Raw genomic sequence first — 21,054 nt, 5'->3', positions numbered from 1 at the left:
TCCATGAAAAAAGTATTACTTATTATACAACGCGAATATATTACCCGCGTGCGCAAACGTGCGTTTTTAGTGATGATGTTTGCGGTTCCGTTGCTTATTGCCGGCATGACAAAATTGATAGCCTACGTATCAAAAGACAGCGACCAGTTAAGCACGCCACAAACAGTTAAGGTGATCGATGAAAGCCAGTTATTCTCAGGTAAACTTAAAAATGCTAAAAATATCATTTTTATACCCACCGATGAACCGGTAGAAAAGGCAAAGAAGGGTTTGGATAAAGATGAAGATCTTTCTATCCTGGTTATTTCTAAAGATTATGCACACACACCGGTGCAATTTCTTTCAAAAAAGAAACCATCCCTTGTACTTACCGGCGAAGTGGAAAACCAGATGAATGAGATAGCATCTACCAATACCATGCTAGCTAACCATATTGATACAGCACTGCTTAACCAGGCAAAGAAAAATAAGGTGAACGTGAATGCTCTTGAAGTGACTGATGCGGGCACCAAAGACGCCGATGTAGGCACCAGCATGGGCGTAGGTGTGGCTTGTGCCATACTGATATATATGTCGTTGTTTATTTATGGTGCACAAGTTATGCGTGGCGTTATCGAGGAAAAAACAAGCCGCATCATAGAAGTGATCATTTCTTCGGTAAAACCGTTTCAATTGATGCTGGGTAAAATTATCGGCGTTGGCTTGGTAGGTTTAACGCAGTTTAGCGCGTGGATCATTTTATCTATCCTCGCTACAAAAATCGGTGGGCAGCACGCAACCGGCGGTATGGCGCAGTTCCTGGTAACCTTGCAGAACCTGCCATTTGGATATATTTTATTTTGCTTTTTGTTTTATTTCATAACCGGCTACCTGCTTTACAGTGCATTATTTGCGGCTGTAGGCTCAGCGGTAGACAGCGAGACAGAAACGCAGCAATTTATGTTTCCTATCACCATGCCCCTATTATTTACTTATTTATTATCTGTAACCGTGTTGTTTAGGGCGCCGGACAGCCCGCTGGCAGTATGGTTATCTATGATACCTTTTACTGCGCCAATTGCCATGATGATACGCGTGCCATTTGGAGGCGTGCCTGATTGGCAGTTGTTCTTATCAATGGGTATGATGGTGATCGGGTTCCTGTTCACTACCTACGTGGCGGCGCGCATTTACCGCGTTGGTGTATTGATGTACGGCAAAAAAGCCAGCTTTAAAGAATTAGCCAAATGGTTCTTTTATAAAGAGTAACTCCTTTACCACATCATAATAACATCCCTGTTGAGATTATTCTCGCGGGGATTTTTTATTTTAGCGGCCGATGAGCAATCAAAAACGCGTTGCGGTGATGGACCTCGGTACCAACACATTCCATTTATTGATAGGTGAAAAATTGGGTGATAATTTTCTCGAGGTTGCAAGGGAAACAGTTCCCGTTAAGCTTGGCGAGGGTGGCATAAACAGGGGCATCATCATCCCAGCAGCGTTTGAGCGTGGTTTAATAGCCATGCAAAACTTTAAAAGATTGATAGATGAGACCGGCGTTAATGAATTAAAAGCCATTGCTACTTCTGCCCTTCGCAATGCCACCAACGGACAGGATTTTATTGCTACAGTAAGGCAGCAAACCGGAATTGTAATAGATGTGATAACCGGCGAGCAGGAAGCGGCTTACATTTATCAGGGAATTGACGCAAGCGGCGTATTGACAGAAGATAATGCATTGATAGTTGATATCGGTGGCGGCAGCGTCGAATTCATCATTGCCAATTGCGATGAGGTGTTGTGGAAGCAGAGTTTTGAAATAGGTGCCGCCAGGCTAATGGATAAATTTCATAAAACCGACCCCATACCGGTGACAGCTATTAAAGAACTTACTACTTTTTTAAATGGTAAGCTTGGCGATCTGTTTGTTGCAGCTGCCAAATATAAACCTTCTATTTTGGTAGGTTCATCCGGCGCTTTTGAAAGCTTTGCGGAAGTAATTGAGCTTAAGAAAGGACGAAGCTTTGATATAAGGCAGGTTAAGACCTACGAGTTTGATATCGATGAATTATTAGGCTTGATAGAGTTGCTTATCAAATCAAACCACAAGCTTCGCGCAAGCATGAAAGGCATTATCCCTGTACGGGTGGATATGATAGTAACGGCCAGCCTGCTCACCATTTACATCATGCAAAAGATTGGCATCGCGGACGTGAAGATGTCTACCTGGTCGCTTAAAGAGGGTGCCATGGTTAATCTGTTGTCACACTCCTAACAACCCAAACACGCAGGTAGAAAAACCAGCGATAAGTAATAGCAGCCCTGCTAATGCCCAAGCCCATCTTTTTACAACGATAGCCATTACAAAGCAGATGAAGCCGTGGATACCGGCCGCTACCATAGCGGCAAATTCCCATTCTCCACGTTTTAACGCCACTGCCAGTATTAAACAATAGCCTGCAAAAACTGCAAAGTTGATACCGACCAACTTCATGTTATTATTGTCAGGGCCGCCATTTTTCGGCGGCGGAAATGGGATTTGCTCTTGTTCCATAATTACATCATTTGCATTTCGTGCCTTATCTGTTCCAGATATTCACGCTTATCATCACGGTAAAAAAGGTTCATGGTTTCAAACGGGATGATCTGCATGTCTTTGTTTACAATATGTACGCACGACTTTTTGATGGCCCTTACATCAAAGTTTTGAGCATCGATAAACTGCATAATGATCACCCTGAAAAGATTATCATAGTTCAACTGCGGGGCATCTATCTCAGGCAAACAGCACATAATGGAATGCAGATGCTCCTTAGCTTTATCCACAGAGTTGCCGGTACTGAACATATTTAGCAAATGCATCTTAAGCCGCTCATCCTGCTCATAAACGATTGTGTTTTTTGAGTTATCTAACAGGTCATCAGGGTTGATCATTCGCGTTAGCGGAAAAACTTCACCATTCAATTTCAACGCATAACCCATCACCAGCGCATCGGGGTTACAAGGAACGGGTATCAGGTCGTTTGCGTTAAAAATATTGGTTTGTTCTAAAATAGCCGACCGTACTTCGGTAAACGTATATCTGTCTGTTGCTGGATTAAAATTAGCGAGGCGACCCGCTTGTTGTATTGGCTGGAAAGTTACACCGCGAACGCAAGGTTGTTTCAAAGCATATTCTATGATCCCTCCTATCTCATCGGTATTTAACCCTTTTTGCAGCGTAACTACCAGCGTGGTAGAAAGATTGTGTTTATTAAGATTATCAATCGCCCTCGCCCTTACCTCGCGCAGGTCCTCTCCCCTCAGTTCAACAAGAGCCTCTTTCTTAAACGAATCAAATTGCAGATAGATCTCAAAATCGGGCTGATATGTTGCCAGTCGTTTAACAAACTCTTCGTCCTTAGCTATACGGATGCCATTGGTATTCACCATTAAATGTTTAATGGGTTTAGTTTTAGCAATATCCAGTATGTCAAAAAACTGCGGATGGACGGTAGGTTCTCCACCGCTTATCTGCACCACATCCGGTTCACCTTCGTTGGCAACAATCACATCCAGCATCTGCTCTATCTCCTGCAACGTACGGTGCCTGCCATAATGTGGGGACGACATAGCATAACAAGTAGGGCAGGTAAGATTACAGCGATCTGTAACCTCAACCACTGTAAGGCATGAGTGCTGCTCATGATCCTGGCACAAACCGCAATCATAGGGGCAGCCATAATGCGTTTTAGCATTAAATTTCAATGGCATTTCGCTGCGCTTGGCGTAGTTACGGCAGTTTTTATAGTACTCAACATCGGTTGCTATTAAAACTTTTTCAAAGCCATGCTGGCGGCAGTTCTTCAGCATAAATACCTTGTCGTCCTCAAATACTATTTTGGCATCAACCCGCTTTAAACAGGTTGAGCATATGCTGAGGGTAAAGTCGTAGTAGATGTATGGGCGTTCAGGCATGTTTTAAAAATAGCTTTTTAGGTTGAATAAACACGCGGTAATAATATAAAATACCCGCGATGCACACCAATTGTATAACCCCAAGGCCAAAATTGAACACGAAATTGGGCTTGATAAACTCTATCAAAAACCGGAACACAAGGTAAGCTGATAAGAAAATCTTAAACCTCGCCCCATCTGCTAACTGGCGTTTCCTTTCTGTAAATGACAGTCCACCCCAAAGTAAAATCCAAAAGATGATCTCATATAAATTGGTAGGATGCCTGCGAACCCCGTCGCCAAAATCAATAGCCCATGACAAATTGCTGGCTACACCGTAAGTACCATCCTCCAAACCGGCAAAAAAGCAACCTATACGGCCAATAAGCATGGCCAGGATGAGCGGATAAACCATCAGGTCGCCGGATGAGGCGGTAACCCCAATCTGCTTTTTGGTGTATTCCACTCCTATCAACCCGCCCAGCAGCCCACCCACTATGGTCTTGTTACCCATAAAATAGAGCAGACTGAATTTAGAAAGTAACTCCGGATGCTCAAGCACACCAACAATATGGGAACCTAAAAAAGCCCCTGCTGCCGCACCAACGAATATAATGATGCGATGATTTGAACTTATACTGTCATGCGTTTTTTGGCGCAGATAACTGTAGTAACGATAGCCGATAAAGTACGCCAGCGTTTCGCAAACAAAGTGAACGGGGATCTGGCCCTTGCCCAAAGATATATTAAGCGGGAAGTGCATGTAAGGCCTAAGGTATTAAAAAGCCTGTTAACAATGTGGTTTAACAGCATCATTTGTATATTGCTGCGCTTATCATTCCAACATGAAAAAACTCACAGTTGCTGCTTTATTGCTGCTTACCGGCAGCTTTGCAAATGCGCAGAAAAAATCTACTGATACCATTTCATCCAACTACCAACCATCGGTACTGTTCTCTCCGCTGCCTTACAAAACGCGGGGTGATGAATTCCATTCGGCCAACGGCGAACCGGGGCCAAAATACTGGCAAAACCGCGCTGATTATAAAATAGCTGTAACGCTTGATACGGTACGCAAATCCATTAGCGGTAACGTTACCATAACTTATACCAATAATAGTCCGGATGCTTTGCAGTATCTGTGGTTACAGCTGGACCAGAACACCTATAAAAAAGATGCCCGCTCAAACTTTGTAACAGGCGCACAGGCGCAGCAACATACCAGTGGTTACGAGCTTGAGTCGGTAGAGATCATCAGCGGTGCTAACCTTAAAAAGGCTGATTACAAAATAAGCGATACGCGCATGCAAGTGCGTTTAGCGCAAGCTTTGGGTAAGGGCAACATCGTGTTGAATATTAAATATCACTACACTATCCCGGGCAACTTTGGTAACCGTACCGATTTTGTGGACACCAAAAATGGTAAGATCTACGAGATAGCACAGTTTTATCCGCGCATGTGTGTTTATGATAACAGCCGCGGGTGGGCTACCGCACCTTTCCTTGGCAGCGGCGAGTTCTATTGCGAGTACGGTGATATCGACTACAGCGTTACTGCACCATGGGATATCATTGTAGCCGGCCCAGGCGATCTGTTGAATTCTAAAGAAGTATTGACTACTACACAAATAAACCGCTTAGCACAGGCCCGCAATAGCGATAAAACTATTATGATACGCACCGCGGATGAGATCAATTCGCCCTCATCGCGACCGGTTAACAAAGGCACGCTTACCTGGCATTATAAAATGCTGAACACGCGTGATGTTGCCTTCGGTGCATCAAAGGCCTACATTTGGGATGCAGCAAGGGTTAACCTGCCGGGCGGTAAAAAATCGCTGGCTATGTCGGTTTACCCGGTAGAGAGCCAGGGCAACGCTGCATGGGGACGCGCTACGGAGTACCTTAAAAAATCAATGGAGTATTTCTCAGAAAAGTGGTTCACGTACCCTTGGCCTACTGCCATTAACGAGGCAGGTATAGCCGGCGGTATGGAGTACCCCGGTATTGTGTTTGATGGTATTAACGACAAAGGCAGCGAATTATATTGGGTAACCGCACACGAGATAGGCCACAACTGGTTCCCGATGATAGTGGGCAGCGATGAGCGCCGTTTTGCCTGGATGGACGAAGGCTTGAACACCTTTATTGATGTTTACGCATCTGATGCATTTAACAACGGCGAGTATGCTCCTAAGCGCGATGGCGAGTACGCGCCGGGCGGCGGCAACCCTGCCGATGAGATCATCGAGCATATCATTGATCCTAACTCGCCCAGCATCATGACACAGCCCGATGCCATCCCCGAGAAATACCGCCACCCGCTTACTTATTTTAAACCTGCCTTTGGTTTGGTTTTGCTTCGCGAACAGATCTTGGGCCACGACAGGTTTGATTATGCTTTTAAAAACTATACCCACAAATGGGCCTACAAGCACCCGCAACCTGATGATTTTTTCCGGGCCATGGAAAATGGCAGCGGTGAAGACCTGAACTGGTTCTGGAACGGCTGGTTCTATAACAATTACAAACTGGATATTGCGCTGATTGATGTTAAATACACAAATAACAAAAAGACTGTACAGCTAACCATAGCCAATAAAGAGATGATGGCTATGCCGTTTACCGTGGAGTTAAAATTTAAAGACGGCAGCAAGCAGCGCACTTATTTCCCGGTAGAAACCTGGCTGCAAAATAAGGTGACCACATATAACGTGCCTGTTTCCAAAGATGTAGAAAGCGTTGTTATAGATCCGGATAATGCATTGCCGGATGTGAACAGGAAAAATAATAGTAAGAAGCTGTAAAAACCATGTCATTGCGTTACGCCGAATGGCGGAGAAGCAATCTCATCGCGATCATCTACATGCGATGAGGTTGCCGCGTCGCTGTCGCTCCTCGCAAGGACGTGGCTATTATAAAGCGGCTCCTATATAGCATAGAGATTGCTTCGTGCCTCGCAAAGACGCGTTTATTGAACCAGTCTTTTTAACTGCTGATAAACCTTCTCAGTAGGCAAACCTACAACGTTGGTATAAGAACCGTTAATGCGCTCTATACCGATAAGGCCGATGCGCTGTTGGATGCCGTATGAGCCAGCTTTATCATATGGTTCGTATTCGTCAACGTAGCTGATGATCTCTTCATCGGTCAACTGGCGGAAGAAAACCTCAGAACGGTCGTAAAATTTATTGTATTCACCTTTGTAGAACAGGCAAACGCCGGTGTACACCTCGTGTACCTTGCCAGATAAGCGCTGCAACATCTCGATGGCATGCTCGCGCGATTCTGGTTTACCCAATATCAGGCCATCTATCGCAACAATGGTATCGGCGGTGAGAACGATCTCGTCGTTCACTTCCTCGTCAAATGCTTCAGCTTTTTTAGAGGCTATGTAAACAGCGATCTCAGCAGGACTCAAACCATCAGGGTACGATTCATCTACTTCTTTTAAAACTACCCGGAAATCAATATCCATCAGCTTTAAAAGCTCCTGCCTGCGAGGCGATTTTGATGCAAGAATAATTTTTTGGTTCATGTTCAATGGTTCATAGATCATGGTTCATGGTGGCTTCTATGAACTATCAACCATGAACTATTAACTAAAATCTACCAGCTATACGCCTTTTCGTTCATCCAGGTGCCTTGTACCTTCATCACCTTCTCAATAACCTCACGTACGCAGCCTTTACCGCCAGGGATAGGTGATACATAGCTGCAGATAGCCTTTATCTCTTCGGCAGCATCGGCAGGGCAAACAGGTAGCCCAACCATTTTCATGGTTTCCAGATCGGGTATATCATCGGCCATATAAAGCACCCTGGACGGATGGATACCTTTTTCGCTGGTATACAATTTAAACCGGTCTATTTTGGTGTGTGTACCCAGGTAAACATCTTTGATACCCAAACTATTTAACCGGTATAAAGCACTTTTTGACCTGCTGCCCGATATCGCCGCCACATTATAACCGCTCTTTACAGCTAACTGCAAAGCATAACCATCTTTGATGTTGAATGATCGACTTTGCACGCCGGTCTCGGTTACAAAAACGGAGCCGTCGGTCAACACGCCATCCACATCAAAAATAAAGGTGGTAATATCGTTAAGCTTGGTTAAGAAGGATTCCATCTGCTTTGGTTGATCGGTTCAATTATTCATTAGTTCATCGGTGTCCCTGAAGATCATCTGCACATTGTACATCTGATTCCGACAACTATCGGAACTGCACATCAAAACTATTGGTTATCGCGCCATTCGTAAACCCAGGCACTTTGAATTTGCTCAAGATGGCCCTCGTTTGCCTCTTCGCGCGTACCAACAAAACTTGGCAACGTAAGTACCCACTCCAACAGATCTGTGAAGCGGATGCGGTATATTTTGGATTCGCCAAATTCATCGCCAAATTTTTCATAAAGGCCCATGGCAATGTCTTCGTAGTCGTTCCAGTGAATCGGCAGTGCGAATTTATCTGTACTCATTGATTTTTCTTGATTCTTGATTCTAAATGTCTTGACGCTATAATCAGTGACCCATAAAGCCTGATTGATCCGGCAGGGTAACCTCGATGTCACCATCTATTACCACACATTGGCAACCCAAACGCGAATTGATGCGAGGGTTAACAGCACGGTCAATAAAGTCTTCTTCCTTGTCAGATATTTCCTGCAAGCTGTCCATACCTTTATTAACATAGATGTGGCAGGTACTACAACCGCAAACGCCGCCGCAATTGTGTTGCAATTCGATACCGTTCTCAAGGCAGACGTCTAATACAGATTCACCCTCCGCTATCGGCAATTCCACACTTTCGTGATCGGCTTCCTCAAAGTTTATCTTTACTTTAAAAATATTCATTATTGGCAAAAGTAACAAAATTACCTGTCCCCGTTAACCTCGTTGTGGTTTTTGATAATATCCTGACTTAGCATCTTATAAACATCCTGCAAATGCGGCTGTTGCTCAAGCAATTGCAGGTGTGCTGCCATGGTAGTTTCGTCATTCCTTACTGCAGGGCCGGTTTGTACCTTAAACGGCGAACGTTCTTTTATTTTATCGGCAGTTTCGGCTATCAATGGCCTAAGCATATCAAAGCTCATACCGCTATCTTTTAGCAAGCCCTCTCCTACGCCGTAAAGATGATTGGTGAAATTACAAGCAAAAACGGCAGCCAGGTGCAACACCTTACGCTGTTGCGATGATATACGGTAAACTTTGTTGCTGATGTCGCGCGCCAGGTCTTCAAGGGTTTTAGTGATGGCTTCGCTGGCCCCTTCAATACACATCGGCACTTCTCTGAAATTGAGTTCCTTGGTTTTACTAAAGGTTTGCAGGGGATAAAAAACACCGGCTTGCTGCGTAAACTGAAGCATAGGTAAAAGCTCCACAGCTCCAGAAGTATGGGCAATTAGTTTACCGTATTTAGCCAGTTGCGCTATAGTAGGCACAACGGCGTCATCTTTTACAGATATAATGAACAGATCAGTATTGATGGTGAGTGCATTGAGATCATCAGTTGCTTCGGCACCAACATGGTAAGCCAACAAAGCCGCATTATGCAAATTACGGCTATGAACCTGCACAATGCGATGACCCGCATTTTTTAAAGCTGCTGAGATATGGGTGGCTACATTGCCAGACCCGACGATGGTTATACGCATAGATTCTAACTATAAACGCGTCAAAATTAAATAAATCCATTACTTTTAAGGGCAATTCCAATACCCCTAACACAATGAAGTTTTTAAGGAAACTATTCACCGTACTGCTCATCATCATTATTTTTGGTGGCGCTGCCCTTTTTATCGTCTACTATTTTAAAAACATCGAAAAAAAAGAGCTCACCTACGAACTCCGCAAGAATACCAATGGAAGCTACGTTGAGCTAAGTAAAGGCTTTACCCATTACGAATTAGACGGCCCCGACAGCGGTAAGCTGGTTGTAATGCTGCATGGCTTTAGTGTACCGTACTACAATTGGAACGGCACTTTTGAGTACCTCGCCTCGCATGGCTTTAAGGTTTTACGTTATGATATGTACGGCCGCGGACTATCTGACAGGCCCGATGTTACCTATGATAAGCAACTTTATTTTGAACAGCTTAATGAACTTGTGGACCAACTGCATTTAAAAAAGCCATTTAGCCTGGTTGGTGTTTCTTTCGGCGGGGCGTTGGCAACTGACTATACAGCAGCTTATCCGGCTAATGTGAACAAAGTATTACTAATAGATCCCGCTTATGTGACAGGGCAGCCCAAACTGCCACGGATAGCCGCCGATTACCTGGAGGCCTTAGACCCTGAAAAACGTGCTTTGAGCCAGATGGAAGATTTTAAATACCCCGATAAGCACCCAAACTGGGCCGAGCAGTATCGCCCGCAGATGGAATACAAAGGCTTCAGGCATGCGCTTATCTCAACCGATTATGATTACCTGGCTAATTACAACTCAAAAGAAAGTTATACTTCGCTTAACAATCAGCATAAACCGATTCTTTTAATTTGGGGCAAAGAGGACAAGACTGTACCTTTTACGTATAGCGATTCAGTACGCAAGCTTGTCAAGACAGATTTTTTACCTGTTGATGATGCAGCACACTTGCCTCACCTGGAGCAACCGGACGTTGTGAACCCGGCATTGGTAACATTTCTGAAGAAATAACATCTAACCAAAAACACATTCAAACAATGGACAAGTCACTTATTACAACCAGCACCAATTTAGAAGGGTATAAAATAACCAGACACCTTGGTGTTGTGCGCGGCATTACCGTTCGTAGCCGTAGCGTTGTGGGCAACTTTGCAGGTGGTATACAATCGCTATTCGGCGGCCGCTTATCTGTTTACGTTGAGCTTTGTGAGAATGCCCGTGAAGAAGCTTTTCACCTATTGATACAACACGCGCAAGCACTTGGTGCCAACGCGATAATTAGCATGCGCTATGATGCTAACGAGGTAATGCAGGGCATTACTGAAGTATTGGCTTACGGTACTGCCGTTATTGTTGAGAAAGCGGAGTAATTGCTTCTCAACCATACCAGAACTGTCATTTCGAACGAGGTACGAGGAGAAATCTTCCACGGTGTAAGTATCGCTTGCAGAAGATTTCTCCTCGCTGCCGCTCGTTCGAAATGACATCGTTATTATGAGTCGATGAGTCCCGCATAAAATCCGAATATACTATATTTGCCACAAACACCACGCTTATGCAAGTTATAAAGCAATATGTAGATGATAACAAACAGCGCATGCTCGATGAACTTTTTGAGCTGCTGCGCTTCCCCTCTGTAAGTGCCGACCCTAAATATGCTCCCGAAGTTCTAAAAACGGCTGATTATGTGGCCCAAAAACTACGCGATGCCGGTGCTGATAATGTGGAGGTTTGCCAAACTGCGGGTTACCCTATTGTTTACGGCGAAAAATTGATCGACCCATCAAAACCCACCGTTTTAGTATACGGTCATTATGATGTTCAACCACCAGATCCGCTTGAGCTTTGGCATACGCCGCCATTTGAACCGACTGTGCGCGATGGTAAAATTTATGCCCGCGGCGCTTGTGATGATAAAGGCCAGTTTTATATGCATGTAAAAGCTTTTGAGCTGATGATGCAGACCGATGGCCTTCCCTGCAACGTAAAGTTTATGATAGAGGGCGAGGAAGAAGTAGGCTCAAACAACTTGGGCATATTTGTTAAAGCCAATAAAGATCGCTTAAAGGCAGATGTCGTACTCATATCTGATACTTCGATGATCAGCATGGAGCATCCATCTTTGGAGACCGGTCTGCGCGGTTTATCATATCTTGAAGTAGAAGTGACCGGCCCTAACCGCGACCTGCACTCCGGCGTTTATGGTGGTGCGGTTGCTAACCCTGCAACCATCCTGGCTAAAATGATAGCTTCATTGCATGATGATAATAACCATATCACCATTCCAGGTTTCTATGATGATGTAATTGAGCTAAGCGAAACCGAGCGCAAGGAACTTAACGCGGCACCTTACGATGAGAAAGAATACAAAAAAGACCTGGACATTGCCGAGGTATGGGGCGAGAAAGGTTACACTACATTTGAACGTACTGGCACCCGCCCTACGCTTGAAGTAAACGGCATCTGGGGCGGTTACATCGGCGAAGGCGCCAAAACGGTATTGCCGTCAAAAGCCAATGCCAAGATCTCGATGCGTTTGGTACCAAACCAAACCAGCGAAAAGATCACTCAATTATTTACAGATCATTTCCTTAAGATAGCTCCGCCATACGTAAAGGTTAAAGTTACCCCTCACCATGGCGGCGAGCCTGTTGTTACCCCTACCGATAGCGTTGCTTACCGCGCGGCACAACAAGCGATTGCAGAAGCTTTTGACAAACAGCCCATCCCAACCCGTGGCGGCGGCAGTATCCCAATCGTGGCTTTATTTGAAGCTGAGCTGGGTATAAAAACAGTGTTAATGGGCTTTGGCCTGGATAGTGATGCCCTGCACTCGCCAAATGAGAAGTATGACATTTTCAATTACTACAAAGGCATTGAAACCATCCCGTTGTTTCATAAGTATTTTGCTGAGTTGAGTAAGTAAATCAGAATTTACAGGATTATAGAATTTTCAGAATGATTTCTAATCCTGTAAATTCTAAAATTCTGAAAATTCTGATTTAGACCGTTATCTTCTCACACCTTTCCAAAAACCCTTCATCCGCATCCGCCCCTATCCCCACAGCATCGCTGATATTTAGCTTGTAACCGTCATAGGTCACCCCGCCAAGGCAAGGGTCTTGCAGGTGGCCGAGCATACAGGTATCCATGTCGTAAAATTTGATATTAGGGCTTGCGTACACAAAGTGCAGTTTACTACTTAGGGCTATACGGCTTTCCAGCATACCGCCCATCATACAGGGGATGCTGTGTGCTGCTGCTACATCATGGATCTTTTTGGCCTCATGTATGCCACCAGCCTTTGCCATTTTTATATTGATGTAATCGCAACTTCCGCTTTCAATTTGTCGGCGTGCATCATGATGATTGTAAACGCTTTCATCGGCCATAATTTTAACCGGCGATAATTGCATCAACTCGGGCAGCTTATCATCGTACCACGTACGCATAGGTTGTTCACAAAATTCAATGTCGTGTTTAGCAATGGTTTGCAGGGCAAAAACAGCTTCATCAAAAGCCCAGCCCTGGTTGGCATCAACACGTATTTTCAGATCGGGACCAACGGCTTGTCTTATGGCGTTAATCCGTTCTGTATCGGTTTGCGCGTTCTTACCGAGTTTTACCTTCAGGATCTTTGCTCCATTGTTTTTGAACACAATAGCCTGTTTAGCCATATTCTCCGGTGAGGAAATACCGATAGTAATATCACTTTCAATCTCTCGCTTTTCGCCGCCAAGAAATTTGTACAGCGGCAGGCCGGCGTGCTTGGCTGCTATATCATACAATGCCATATCAAAAGCGCTTTTGATGGTGGTATTGCCGGCAGTAAAGCTGTGAAGCTCTTGCAAGCGGGCTTCAATATCCAAAGCACCCTTGCCTTTCCATAACTTCGCAAAATCTTTAGCCATCACCAGGCAGGTATCCTGCGTTTCTCCTACGATCATGGGGAAGGCCGAGCATTCGCCCACACCGTACAAGCCTGCATCGGTATGCACCCGAATAAAAACATTCTTTGCATGGTCCATAGTGCCGGTGGCAATGGTGAAAGGCTCCATCGGGATGCTGAAGCGGTAAATATCGATGGAGGTAATAGTAACACACATTGGTTATATGCTTTATGCTAAAATAGCAGAAATTAAGTAGTAAACGCAACATTTGCACTTTAACACATTTACTGTATATTTGCGTTACTACAAAGTACTCCATTTTGGTTCTCCGGTTTCCGCCTTCGGTCTGTGAAACTGTCCATGAACTAAAAAACATTTCACGAACTTATTTAATAATAAAATATTCATGGCATTAACCAACTTGCCTGGTCCGTTTGATTACAACTCAACCAGGAGCAAACTTTTACTTACAGAATACGGCCGCAATGTGCAAAACATGGTGAAATACATTGTTGCATTGCCAACCAAAGAAGAGCGTAACCGCTACGCACAGGTAGTTATTGATCTGATGGGTTTCCTTAACCCCCATCTGCGCGATGTGGCCGATTTTAAACACAAACTTTGGGACCACCTGCACATTATTTCGGGCTTTCAATTAGATGTTGATTCGCCATACCCGAAACCTACAGAAGAAGCGATCCATATTAAGCCGGAGCCTTTAAAATACCCTAATCAGCGCATCAAATCCCGCCATTACGGTAAAACCATAGAGCTAATGATACAAAAGGCTAAAAGTATTGAGGAGCCGGATCGTAAGCGCCACATGGTACAGGCTATTGCCAATTTCATGAAAATGGCATATGTGCAGTGGAATAAAGATTCTGTTGCAGATGAGATCATTATCAATGATCTGTATTCATTGTCTAACGGTGAGCTTAAACTTGAAGAGAATGTTAACCTTGCTAAGGTTGAATTCCGCACTAACAACAACAATAATAATAACAACAACAATCGCGGCCGTACTAATAATCAGAATAATCGCGGTGGTAGCGGAGGCGGCGGCGGTCGTCAGAACAATAACAACCAGAACAACCGCAATAATAACAACCAAAATAACCGTAACCGCAACAACGGAGGAGCGAAAAAATATTAATTGAACATGTGTTCATAGTTATTGGTTCATAGATCATAGAAATGAACCAGACTGCCTGCGGCATTGCAATTATTTTATAATCTTTGCGCGGTATTCATGCTTCGGCTTTCTGATCCGGACCATGAACTATGAACCATCAACCATTAACTAAACATGAAGAACGCATTTGAGATACAAGGCGGTAAAAAGCTAAAGGGCGAGATCATTCCGCAGGGAGCAAAAAACGAAGCCTTACAAATTATATCTGCCGTTTTACTAACCGGCGAAAAAATGACCATCAGCAACATCCCTGATATACAGGATGTGAATAAACTGATAGAGCTTTTGGGCGATATGGGTGTTGAGGTGAACCGCATCTCTCGCGATACCGCAACGTTTGAAGCCAAAGAAATAGACCAGGACTTTTTTAATTCCGAAGCCTTTAAAACCAAAGGTGGCGGCCTGCGTGGCTCTATCATGATCCTCGGCCCGCTGTTGGCACGTTTCGGCAGTGCATCTATCCCAAAACCGGGTGGCGATAAAATTGGTCGTCGCAGGCTGGATACTCACTTTCTGGGCTTTGAAAAATTGGGCGCACGTTTTGACTTTAACCCCGAAAATGGTTTTTATAATGTTGATGCATCAAACCTGCAGGGTACTTATATCCTGCTGGATGAGGCATCTGTTACCGGTACGGCCAATATTGTAATGGCTGCAGTATTAGCCAAAGGAACTACTACTATTTACAATGCGGCCTGCGAACCTTACCTGCAGCAGCTTTGCAAAATGCTTAACCGCATGGGCGCAAAAATCAGCGGCATAGGATCAAACTTGCTGACCATTGAAGGCGTTACCGAACTTGGCGGTACCGAGCACCGTATGCTGCCGGATATGATAGAGATCGGTTCTTTTATCGGTATGGCCGCAATGACCGGTTCTGAAATTACCATTAAGGATGTACACTACGACGAACTTGGTATGATACCTGACGTTTTTAAACGCCTGGGTATTAAGCTGGAGCGCCGTGGCGATGACATTTACATTCCGTCGCAAGACCATTACGAGATAGACACCTTTATTGACGGCTCGCTACTAACGGTAGCAGATTCACCATGGCCGGGTTTCACGCCCGATCTGTTAAGCATCGTATTAGTAGTCGCCACGCAGGCAAAGGGTTCAGTGCTGATTCACCAGAAAATGTTTGAAAGCCGCCTGTTCTTTGTGGATAAGCTTTTGGATATGGGTGCCAACATCATTCTTTGCGATCCCCATCGTGCTACCGTTATTGGCTTGGATAAACAAATTCAGTTACGTGGTATTTCCATGACCTCTCCTGACATCCGCGCAGGGGTATCGTTACTGATCGCGGCGTTATCTGCTCAAGGTCAATCTACCATTTATAATATTGAACAAATAGAACGCGGTTACCAGAATATCGATGAGCGCCTGCGCGCACTTGGTGCAGATATCAAACGCGTTTGATCGAAGATTGAAGATTAAAAGATTAAGGACAAAAGATGTTTTCAATAATCTTTTGTCCTTTGTTTTTGTCAATTAACAGGGTTTTCTCCTTTTCGCTCTTTTTACTACATTTATCGCTTCCAGTACAACATACCTGAGATGCCTTACAAAAACCGGAAATCTTCGTACTTCCCGTTTATACTCATATTTGTAGCCCTTAAGGTTATTCTTAACCTTTTTGCTATCAAAAATTTTGGCTTTCACAGAGATGAATTGCTTCATTTGGTATTGGGCGATCACCTGGATTGGGGGTACAAAGAAGTGCCGCCTTTTATTGCTTTATTGGCTAAAATAACCCTTTCGGTATTTGGCGACTCCGTATTCGCCGCGCGCATTTTCTCAACCCTTGCCAGCGGTTTAATTATTTGGTTAACCGGTTTGATCACCGTTGAACTTGGCGGGAAACGCTTTGCCATTACAGTAGCTTGTTTGGCGCTTATCTTCTCCCCCGCTTTTGCCGCCAGCGGTTATTTGTTTCAGCCTGTAGTTTTCGATCAGCTTTGGTGGGTGCTTACCGTTTGGCTTTTCTGCAAATATTTGAACACTGCCGATGTTCGCTACCTTTACTGGCTTGGTGCTGCCGTTGGCCTTGGTATGCTTACCAAGTATACCATGGCATTCTTTACCGGGTCGCTTATCATCGGCATCCTTATCAGCCGGGAGCGGAAGCTGCTTTACAATCGCCATGTATTTTATTCCGCACTGGTTGCAACTGTGATATTTCTACCAAATGTGATATGGCAGTTTGCCCACCACCTGCCGGTGATTACCCACATGCGCGAGCTGCGTGAAACGCAGCTGGATTACGTTCATCCGCTTGATTTTATAGAGCAGCAACTACTGGTAAACGGCACGGCTTTGTTTGTTTGGCTAACGGGCTTTATTGCTTTGTTTGCATCATTCAGGTTGCGCAGGTTCAGGTTTATGGCGATAGCTTATATATTGATATTCCTGTTTTTGCTTAAGATGAATGGCAAAAGCTATTACATTTTTGGCGCATACCCTATGTTATTTGCAACCGGTGGTTTTGCTTTTGAGCGAATCTTAAAACGCCAGGCATATCTGTTACGGAGCTTAGCTCTGCTTATTGTAGTTATCCCTAACATGCTGTTGCTACCGCTTGTATTGCCTATATTATCATTACAGGATACCGTTAGCTTTATTAAACGCCAAACAGAACGCTACCCTTTCTTCAAATTTATTATTACCTGGGAAGATCAAAAGCAACATCCGCTAACGCAGGATTATGCCGACATGCTTGGTTGGGATGAGATGGCCAAAAAAGCAGCCGACGTTTACCATAGCCTTACCCCTGAACAACAGAAAAATACACAATTGTACGCAGATAATTACGGGGAAGCGGGTGCGCTTCACCATTATCGTCATCAATATGGACTGCCCGAGGTAGTGTCACTCAACAGCAGTTTCCAATTGTGGGCTGCAGATAACCTGAATGCCAAATACATTATCTATGTGGATGATGACGACAATGTTGAACGTCGTTTAAGCAAAGTGGTTGGCAGTTATAAACTGGTTGGGCAGGTGCAAACACCCCTTGCCCGGGAACATGGCGTACGCATCTATCTTCTTACCGATCCGTCACCAAAATTGAACGAGATCTATCGTGCCGAACTGGCCAAAAAACGCCTGCAATAACTTTTAAATAAGCCTGGCACCCCCACCCCTTCAAATTTTTTACCGTTTTCACCGACACAAATACACCGCTTACCGACCAAAACCGGCACTGTGTCTAATTTACACTTATTGGCTGTAACGATTTTTTTTTGTGGGCGTCATAGTAGTATCAATAACAAAACAACATCACATATATTATTCATAATCAAAATATTAACAGTCATGAAAACAACAATATTAACCATCGCAGCCGTAATGTTCATGGCCATGGTAAACACCAAAACTACTTTCGCTAATACGTTCAACGGAAACGACAAAGAGGCAACCGTTTTAACAAACATCAGCAAGATCAATAAAATTGAGATCCACGGAAATGTGGAACTATATGTATCTGATGGTGATAGCGACAAAGTAAAAGTTTACAACAAGTACTATGCTGAGAGCGCTTTGGTACAAAGCCAAAATGGAGTGCTTCGTATCTCATCATACGCCGACCAAAAATTGGTGGTTTGGGTAACCGCAAACGATCTTAGAGCAATCACTGCTTACGATAATGCCGAGGTAAGATCATTTGGTAACCTTTCAAAAATTGAGTTGGACGTAAAACTTTACAACAGCGCAAAAGCTGATATTAAACTTGATGCTTATACAGCTAATGTGACTGTAGACGATGCAGCAGAAGTTTCACTTGCCGGTAACGTAAACAGTTACAACCTGGCCTGTGCAAAACCTGCCAATGTTAACCATAACAATCTTGTAGCTGCAGAAGTAATAAAAACACAAATTATCAAAGCCAATACCCTATCAAGTTTATAACATAGTTAAGTTAAATACATTATCATTCTTCCAAAGCCACCATTATTTTTAGTGGTGGCTTTTTTAATTTTAAATGTAACTTCATCCTGCCTTAAGCAGTCATACAACACTAAAACTAAACCGTTATGAAAACCCGCTATTTTAAAATACCATTTGTTATTGCCCTTGCTTCACTTACCGTGCTAAGCTCATCTTGCAAAAGGTTCAGATGCAAAAAGGGATCAGGTAAAATCAAAACCGAGACCCGCAAAACCGGAGAATTTACTAAGCTGGAAGTTTCAGGCGGCTTCAATGTCACCCTTAAACAAGACAGTTCTCAAAGCCTAACCATCAATGCTGATGATAACCTGTTACAATACATCCAAACAGAAGTAAGCGGCAACACACTGCTGATAAAGAATAAGCGCAATATATGTGGTAGCCACCAAATGAACTTAGTTGTAGGCGTGCGCAATCTCGAGTCTTTGAAAGCTTCGGGCGGTATAGAACTAAAATCTGACGGCCGTTTAAATACTAAAGACCTGGAGCTGGAATTAAAGGGAGCTACCAAAATTAACATGGATCTAAGCGCAACCAATGTTCGCGTTACAGGGAAAGGTTCAACCGAATTAGACCTGCGTGGCCAGGCTGCAAGTGCAGATGTGCGCTTAACCGGTTCGGGAAACATTAATGCACTTGAATTTGTTGTTGGCCGTTACAACCTTGAAACTACAGGCGCCAGCGATTGCAACATCAATGTGTTAAACGAACTTAATGTGCACAGCACCGGCGCATCTGAGGTGAAATACAGGGGCACACCGTCGACCGTTAACACAGATAAAACCGGCGCTGCATCGGTTAAAAAAATAGATTGATCAGGATTTAACTCTTCTTGTTAATCCAAACATATACAATGGCGGCCATTGGTCGCCATTGTAATTTAAACATGTCGGTTCAAATATCTAAGCACATAGATCGCCTGCCGAAAAGCAAAACACAAAAGCCTGATTTTTCTCAAAATTAATTCATACTTTTGCGCCTCAATTTTGTATTGCCGATTACCCTAAAACGGCTATACACAACACATTAACAAAACTGTAAAAGATGAATATATCACAGGAGAAAAAAGACGCCCTGAATGCAACGTTAAAGATCAGTCTTAGCCCGGCAGATTACCAGCCACAAGTTGATAAAGCTATTAAAGAACAAGCTAAAAAAGCGCAGCTTCCGGGCTTCCGCAAAGGCATGGTTCCGGCAGGCCACATCAAAAAAATGTACGGTAAAAGCATTTTGGTTGACGAGATCAATACTTTGTTATCAGACAAACTGAACAAATATATTGAAGACGAAAAGCTTGAAGTATTGGGCCAGCCCCTACCTAAGCTTGATGACGAGAAAGAATACAACTGGGACTTTAACGATGAGTTTGAGTTTGTTTACGAATTAGGTTTAGCGCCTGAGTTTGCCGTTGAGTTCTCATCAAAAGATAAATTAACCCAATACGTGATCAAAGTTGATGCCGAGACATTGGCTTCACGCGAAAAAAACATCCGTCGTGCGTATGGCAAAATGACAAACCCTGACGTATCGGCAGAGGATGACGTGCTTTATTCTGATTTAGTGCAACTTTCTCCGGATGGTTCTGTTTTTGAAGGAGGCATTAGCAATACTGCATCTGTACGTTTAGATCAGATCAAAAACGAAGAGGTTAAAAAATCTTTGATCGGTTTAAAAAAGGGTGATGTAGTTACTATCGATCTTCAAAAAGCTTTTGAAAATGATGCAGCTAAAGTTGCCGGTTTATTAAAAATTGAAGAAGATGAAGCAGCTGAGTTAAAATCAAACTTCCAGCTTACGGTTAAAAATGTAAACCGTTTAGATGAGGCAGATCTTAACCAGGAGTTCTTTGATAAATTATTTGGTGAAGGTGTTGTTACAACCGAAGAAGGCTTCCGTGAGAAGATCACTGAAGAGCTTGAGACCATGATGCAGCAGGACAGCGAACGCAAATTGCAAAACGATATCTACAACTACACTTTAGATAAAGTACAATTTGAATTGCCTGATGAGTTCCTGAAACGCTGGTTAAAAGCAACCAACGAAAAACTTTCTGATGAAGAATTAGAAGGCGGTTATGCAGACTTTGCGAAAAACCTTAAATGGACGCTTATTGCCAACAAAATTGTAGTTGATAACCAGATCGATATTAAATATGACGAGGTTTTTGCTTACGCTAAACAAAGCCTGAACAACCAGTTCAGAATGTACAGCCAGCAATCTTTAACTGACGAGCAATTGGCACAATACACTGTTCAATATCTGCAAAACAAAGAAAATGCAAACAAGATATTTGAAGAAGTGAAAGCCGTTAGGGTTTTTGATTACATTAAAAGTGTAATTACCCTTGATAAGAAAGAAATTTTGTTCACAGATTTTAACAAGCTGGAAGACTAATATTTTTCTTACATACAAACTTTACCAAAAGCATTTGCCCAAAAGGCAGGTGCTTTTGT

Annotated in this window: 21 protein-coding genes; 12 read left to right on the top strand and 9 right to left on the bottom strand. The window is 43.6% G+C overall.

The features are described from left to right. Nucleotides 1-3: 3 nt before the first annotated feature. Both INP83_RS10195 and INP83_RS10190 read left to right on the top strand, forming a co-directional pair. Entirely contained in the window at nt 4-1,248 is a 1,245-nt protein-coding gene (locus tag INP83_RS10195) for an ABC transporter permease (RefSeq protein ID WP_219127339.1), read from the top strand. Nucleotides 1,249-1,318: 70 nt separating this feature from the next. Beyond that, nucleotides 1,319-2,257, top strand: a complete 939-nt coding sequence (locus INP83_RS10190) for an exopolyphosphatase (RefSeq protein ID WP_219127338.1) — start codon at nt 1,319-1,321, stop codon at nt 2,255-2,257. On the opposite strand, the gene INP83_RS10185 is transcribed toward INP83_RS10190, so the two are convergent. From INP83_RS10185 to INP83_RS10175, 3 genes are read right to left on the bottom strand one after another with little or no spacing between them, the layout of a single operon-like run. Continuing rightward, nucleotides 2,246-2,536, bottom strand: a complete 291-nt coding sequence (locus INP83_RS10185; RefSeq protein ID WP_219127337.1) for a hypothetical protein — start codon at nt 2,534-2,536, stop codon at nt 2,246-2,248. The genes INP83_RS10190 and INP83_RS10185 overlap by 12 nt on opposite strands. 2 nt (nt 2,537-2,538) lie before the next feature. After that, nucleotides 2,539-3,939: a radical SAM protein gene (locus tag INP83_RS10180; RefSeq protein ID WP_219127336.1), complete on the bottom strand. Its 1,401-nt coding sequence runs from the start codon at nt 3,937-3,939 to the stop codon at nt 2,539-2,541. After that, nucleotides 3,932-4,681 carry a prolipoprotein diacylglyceryl transferase gene (locus INP83_RS10175; protein ID WP_219127335.1) on the bottom strand — a complete coding sequence of 250 codons (750 nt, stop codon included), beginning with the start codon at nt 4,679-4,681 and terminating at the stop codon, nt 3,932-3,934. The genes INP83_RS10180 and INP83_RS10175 overlap by 8 nt, the downstream gene beginning before the upstream one ends. 82 nt (nt 4,682-4,763) lie before the next feature. On the opposite strand from INP83_RS10175, the gene INP83_RS10170 reads away from it, so the two are divergent. Further along, entirely contained in the window at nt 4,764-6,725 is a 1,962-nt protein-coding gene (locus tag INP83_RS10170) for a M1 family metallopeptidase (RefSeq protein ID WP_219127334.1), read from the top strand. Between the two features lie 164 nt (nt 6,726-6,889). On the opposite strand, the gene INP83_RS10165 is transcribed toward INP83_RS10170, so the two are convergent. The 5 genes from INP83_RS10165 to INP83_RS10145 all read right to left on the bottom strand — a co-directional run bounded on the left by INP83_RS10165 (nt 6,890) and on the right by INP83_RS10145 (nt 9,578). Next, nucleotides 6,890-7,456, bottom strand: a complete 567-nt coding sequence (locus tag INP83_RS10165; RefSeq protein WP_146271648.1) for a nucleoside triphosphate pyrophosphatase — start codon at nt 7,454-7,456, stop codon at nt 6,890-6,892. A gap of 71 nt (nt 7,457-7,527) precedes the next feature. Beyond that, nucleotides 7,528-8,049, bottom strand: coding sequence for an HAD family hydrolase (locus INP83_RS10160; protein ID WP_146271646.1), 522 nt, complete (start codon nt 8,047-8,049; stop codon nt 7,528-7,530). 107 nt (nt 8,050-8,156) lie between these two features. Next, a complete protein-coding gene (gene iscX / locus INP83_RS10155; protein WP_146271644.1) occupies nt 8,157-8,399 on the bottom strand; it encodes a Fe-S cluster assembly protein IscX in 243 nt (80 codons plus the stop codon). Between the two features lie 43 nt (nt 8,400-8,442). Then, nucleotides 8,443-8,775: a 2Fe-2S iron-sulfur cluster-binding protein gene (locus tag INP83_RS10150; protein ID WP_146271642.1), complete on the bottom strand. Its 333-nt coding sequence runs from the start codon at nt 8,773-8,775 to the stop codon at nt 8,443-8,445. Nucleotides 8,776-8,795: 20 nt separating this feature from the next. After that, nucleotides 8,796-9,578 carry a Rossmann-like and DUF2520 domain-containing protein gene (locus INP83_RS10145; protein ID WP_219127332.1) on the bottom strand — a complete coding sequence of 261 codons (783 nt, stop codon included), beginning with the start codon at nt 9,576-9,578 and terminating at the stop codon, nt 8,796-8,798. A 74-nt stretch (nt 9,579-9,652) separates the two neighbouring features. Here INP83_RS10145 and INP83_RS10140 point away from each other — a divergent pair, with 74 nt between their 5' ends. From INP83_RS10140 to INP83_RS10130, 3 genes are all read left to right on the top strand, one after another. Beyond that, nucleotides 9,653-10,579: an alpha/beta fold hydrolase gene (locus INP83_RS10140; RefSeq protein WP_219127331.1), complete on the top strand. Its 927-nt coding sequence runs from the start codon at nt 9,653-9,655 to the stop codon at nt 10,577-10,579. A gap of 26 nt (nt 10,580-10,605) precedes the next feature. Continuing rightward, nucleotides 10,606-10,938: a YbjQ family protein gene (locus INP83_RS10135; protein ID WP_219127330.1), complete on the top strand. Its 333-nt coding sequence runs from the start codon at nt 10,606-10,608 to the stop codon at nt 10,936-10,938. 185 nt (nt 10,939-11,123) lie between these two features. Continuing rightward, entirely contained in the window at nt 11,124-12,494 is a 1,371-nt protein-coding gene (locus tag INP83_RS10130; RefSeq protein WP_219127329.1) for a dipeptidase, read from the top strand. Nucleotides 12,495-12,570: 76 nt separating this feature from the next. On the opposite strand, the gene INP83_RS10125 is transcribed toward INP83_RS10130, so the two are convergent. Next, the gene (locus INP83_RS10125) at nt 12,571-13,674 is read right to left on the bottom strand and encodes a mandelate racemase/muconate lactonizing enzyme family protein (RefSeq protein WP_219127328.1); all 1,104 of its coding nucleotides are present in this window, start codon (nt 13,672-13,674) and stop codon (nt 12,571-12,573) included. 190 nt (nt 13,675-13,864) lie between these two features. On the opposite strand from INP83_RS10125, the gene INP83_RS10120 reads away from it, so the two are divergent. The 6 genes from INP83_RS10120 (at nt 13,865) to tig (ending at nt 20,995) form a co-directional block, all read left to right on the top strand. After that, entirely contained in the window at nt 13,865-14,611 is a 747-nt protein-coding gene (locus INP83_RS10120) for a DUF4290 domain-containing protein (RefSeq protein WP_146271631.1), read from the top strand. Between the two features lie 153 nt (nt 14,612-14,764). Beyond that, the gene (gene murA, locus INP83_RS10115; protein WP_146271629.1) at nt 14,765-16,072 is read left to right on the top strand and encodes a UDP-N-acetylglucosamine 1-carboxyvinyltransferase; all 1,308 of its coding nucleotides are present in this window, start codon (nt 14,765-14,767) and stop codon (nt 16,070-16,072) included. Nucleotides 16,073-16,210: 138 nt separating this feature from the next. Then, nucleotides 16,211-17,767, top strand: a complete 1,557-nt coding sequence (locus tag INP83_RS10110; RefSeq protein ID WP_146271627.1) for a glycosyltransferase family 39 protein — start codon at nt 16,211-16,213, stop codon at nt 17,765-17,767. 201 nt (nt 17,768-17,968) lie between these two features. Further along, nucleotides 17,969-18,562, top strand: coding sequence for a GIN domain-containing protein (locus INP83_RS10105; protein ID WP_219127326.1), 594 nt, complete (start codon nt 17,969-17,971; stop codon nt 18,560-18,562). A gap of 125 nt (nt 18,563-18,687) precedes the next feature. Next, nucleotides 18,688-19,416 carry a head GIN domain-containing protein gene (locus tag INP83_RS10100; RefSeq protein ID WP_219127325.1) on the top strand — a complete coding sequence of 243 codons (729 nt, stop codon included), beginning with the start codon at nt 18,688-18,690 and terminating at the stop codon, nt 19,414-19,416. A 229-nt stretch (nt 19,417-19,645) separates the two neighbouring features. Beyond that, the gene (gene tig, locus INP83_RS10095; RefSeq protein ID WP_219127324.1) at nt 19,646-20,995 is read left to right on the top strand and encodes a trigger factor; all 1,350 of its coding nucleotides are present in this window, start codon (nt 19,646-19,648) and stop codon (nt 20,993-20,995) included. Nucleotides 20,996-21,054: the final 59 nt, after the last annotated feature.

Source organism: Mucilaginibacter sp. 21P (assembly GCF_019331605.1).
Classification (GTDB): Bacteria; Bacteroidota; Bacteroidia; order Sphingobacteriales; family Sphingobacteriaceae; genus Mucilaginibacter; species Mucilaginibacter achroorhodeus.
Note: the sequence above shows the minus strand (reverse complement) of the source record. Positions and strands in the feature narration are given on the sequence as shown.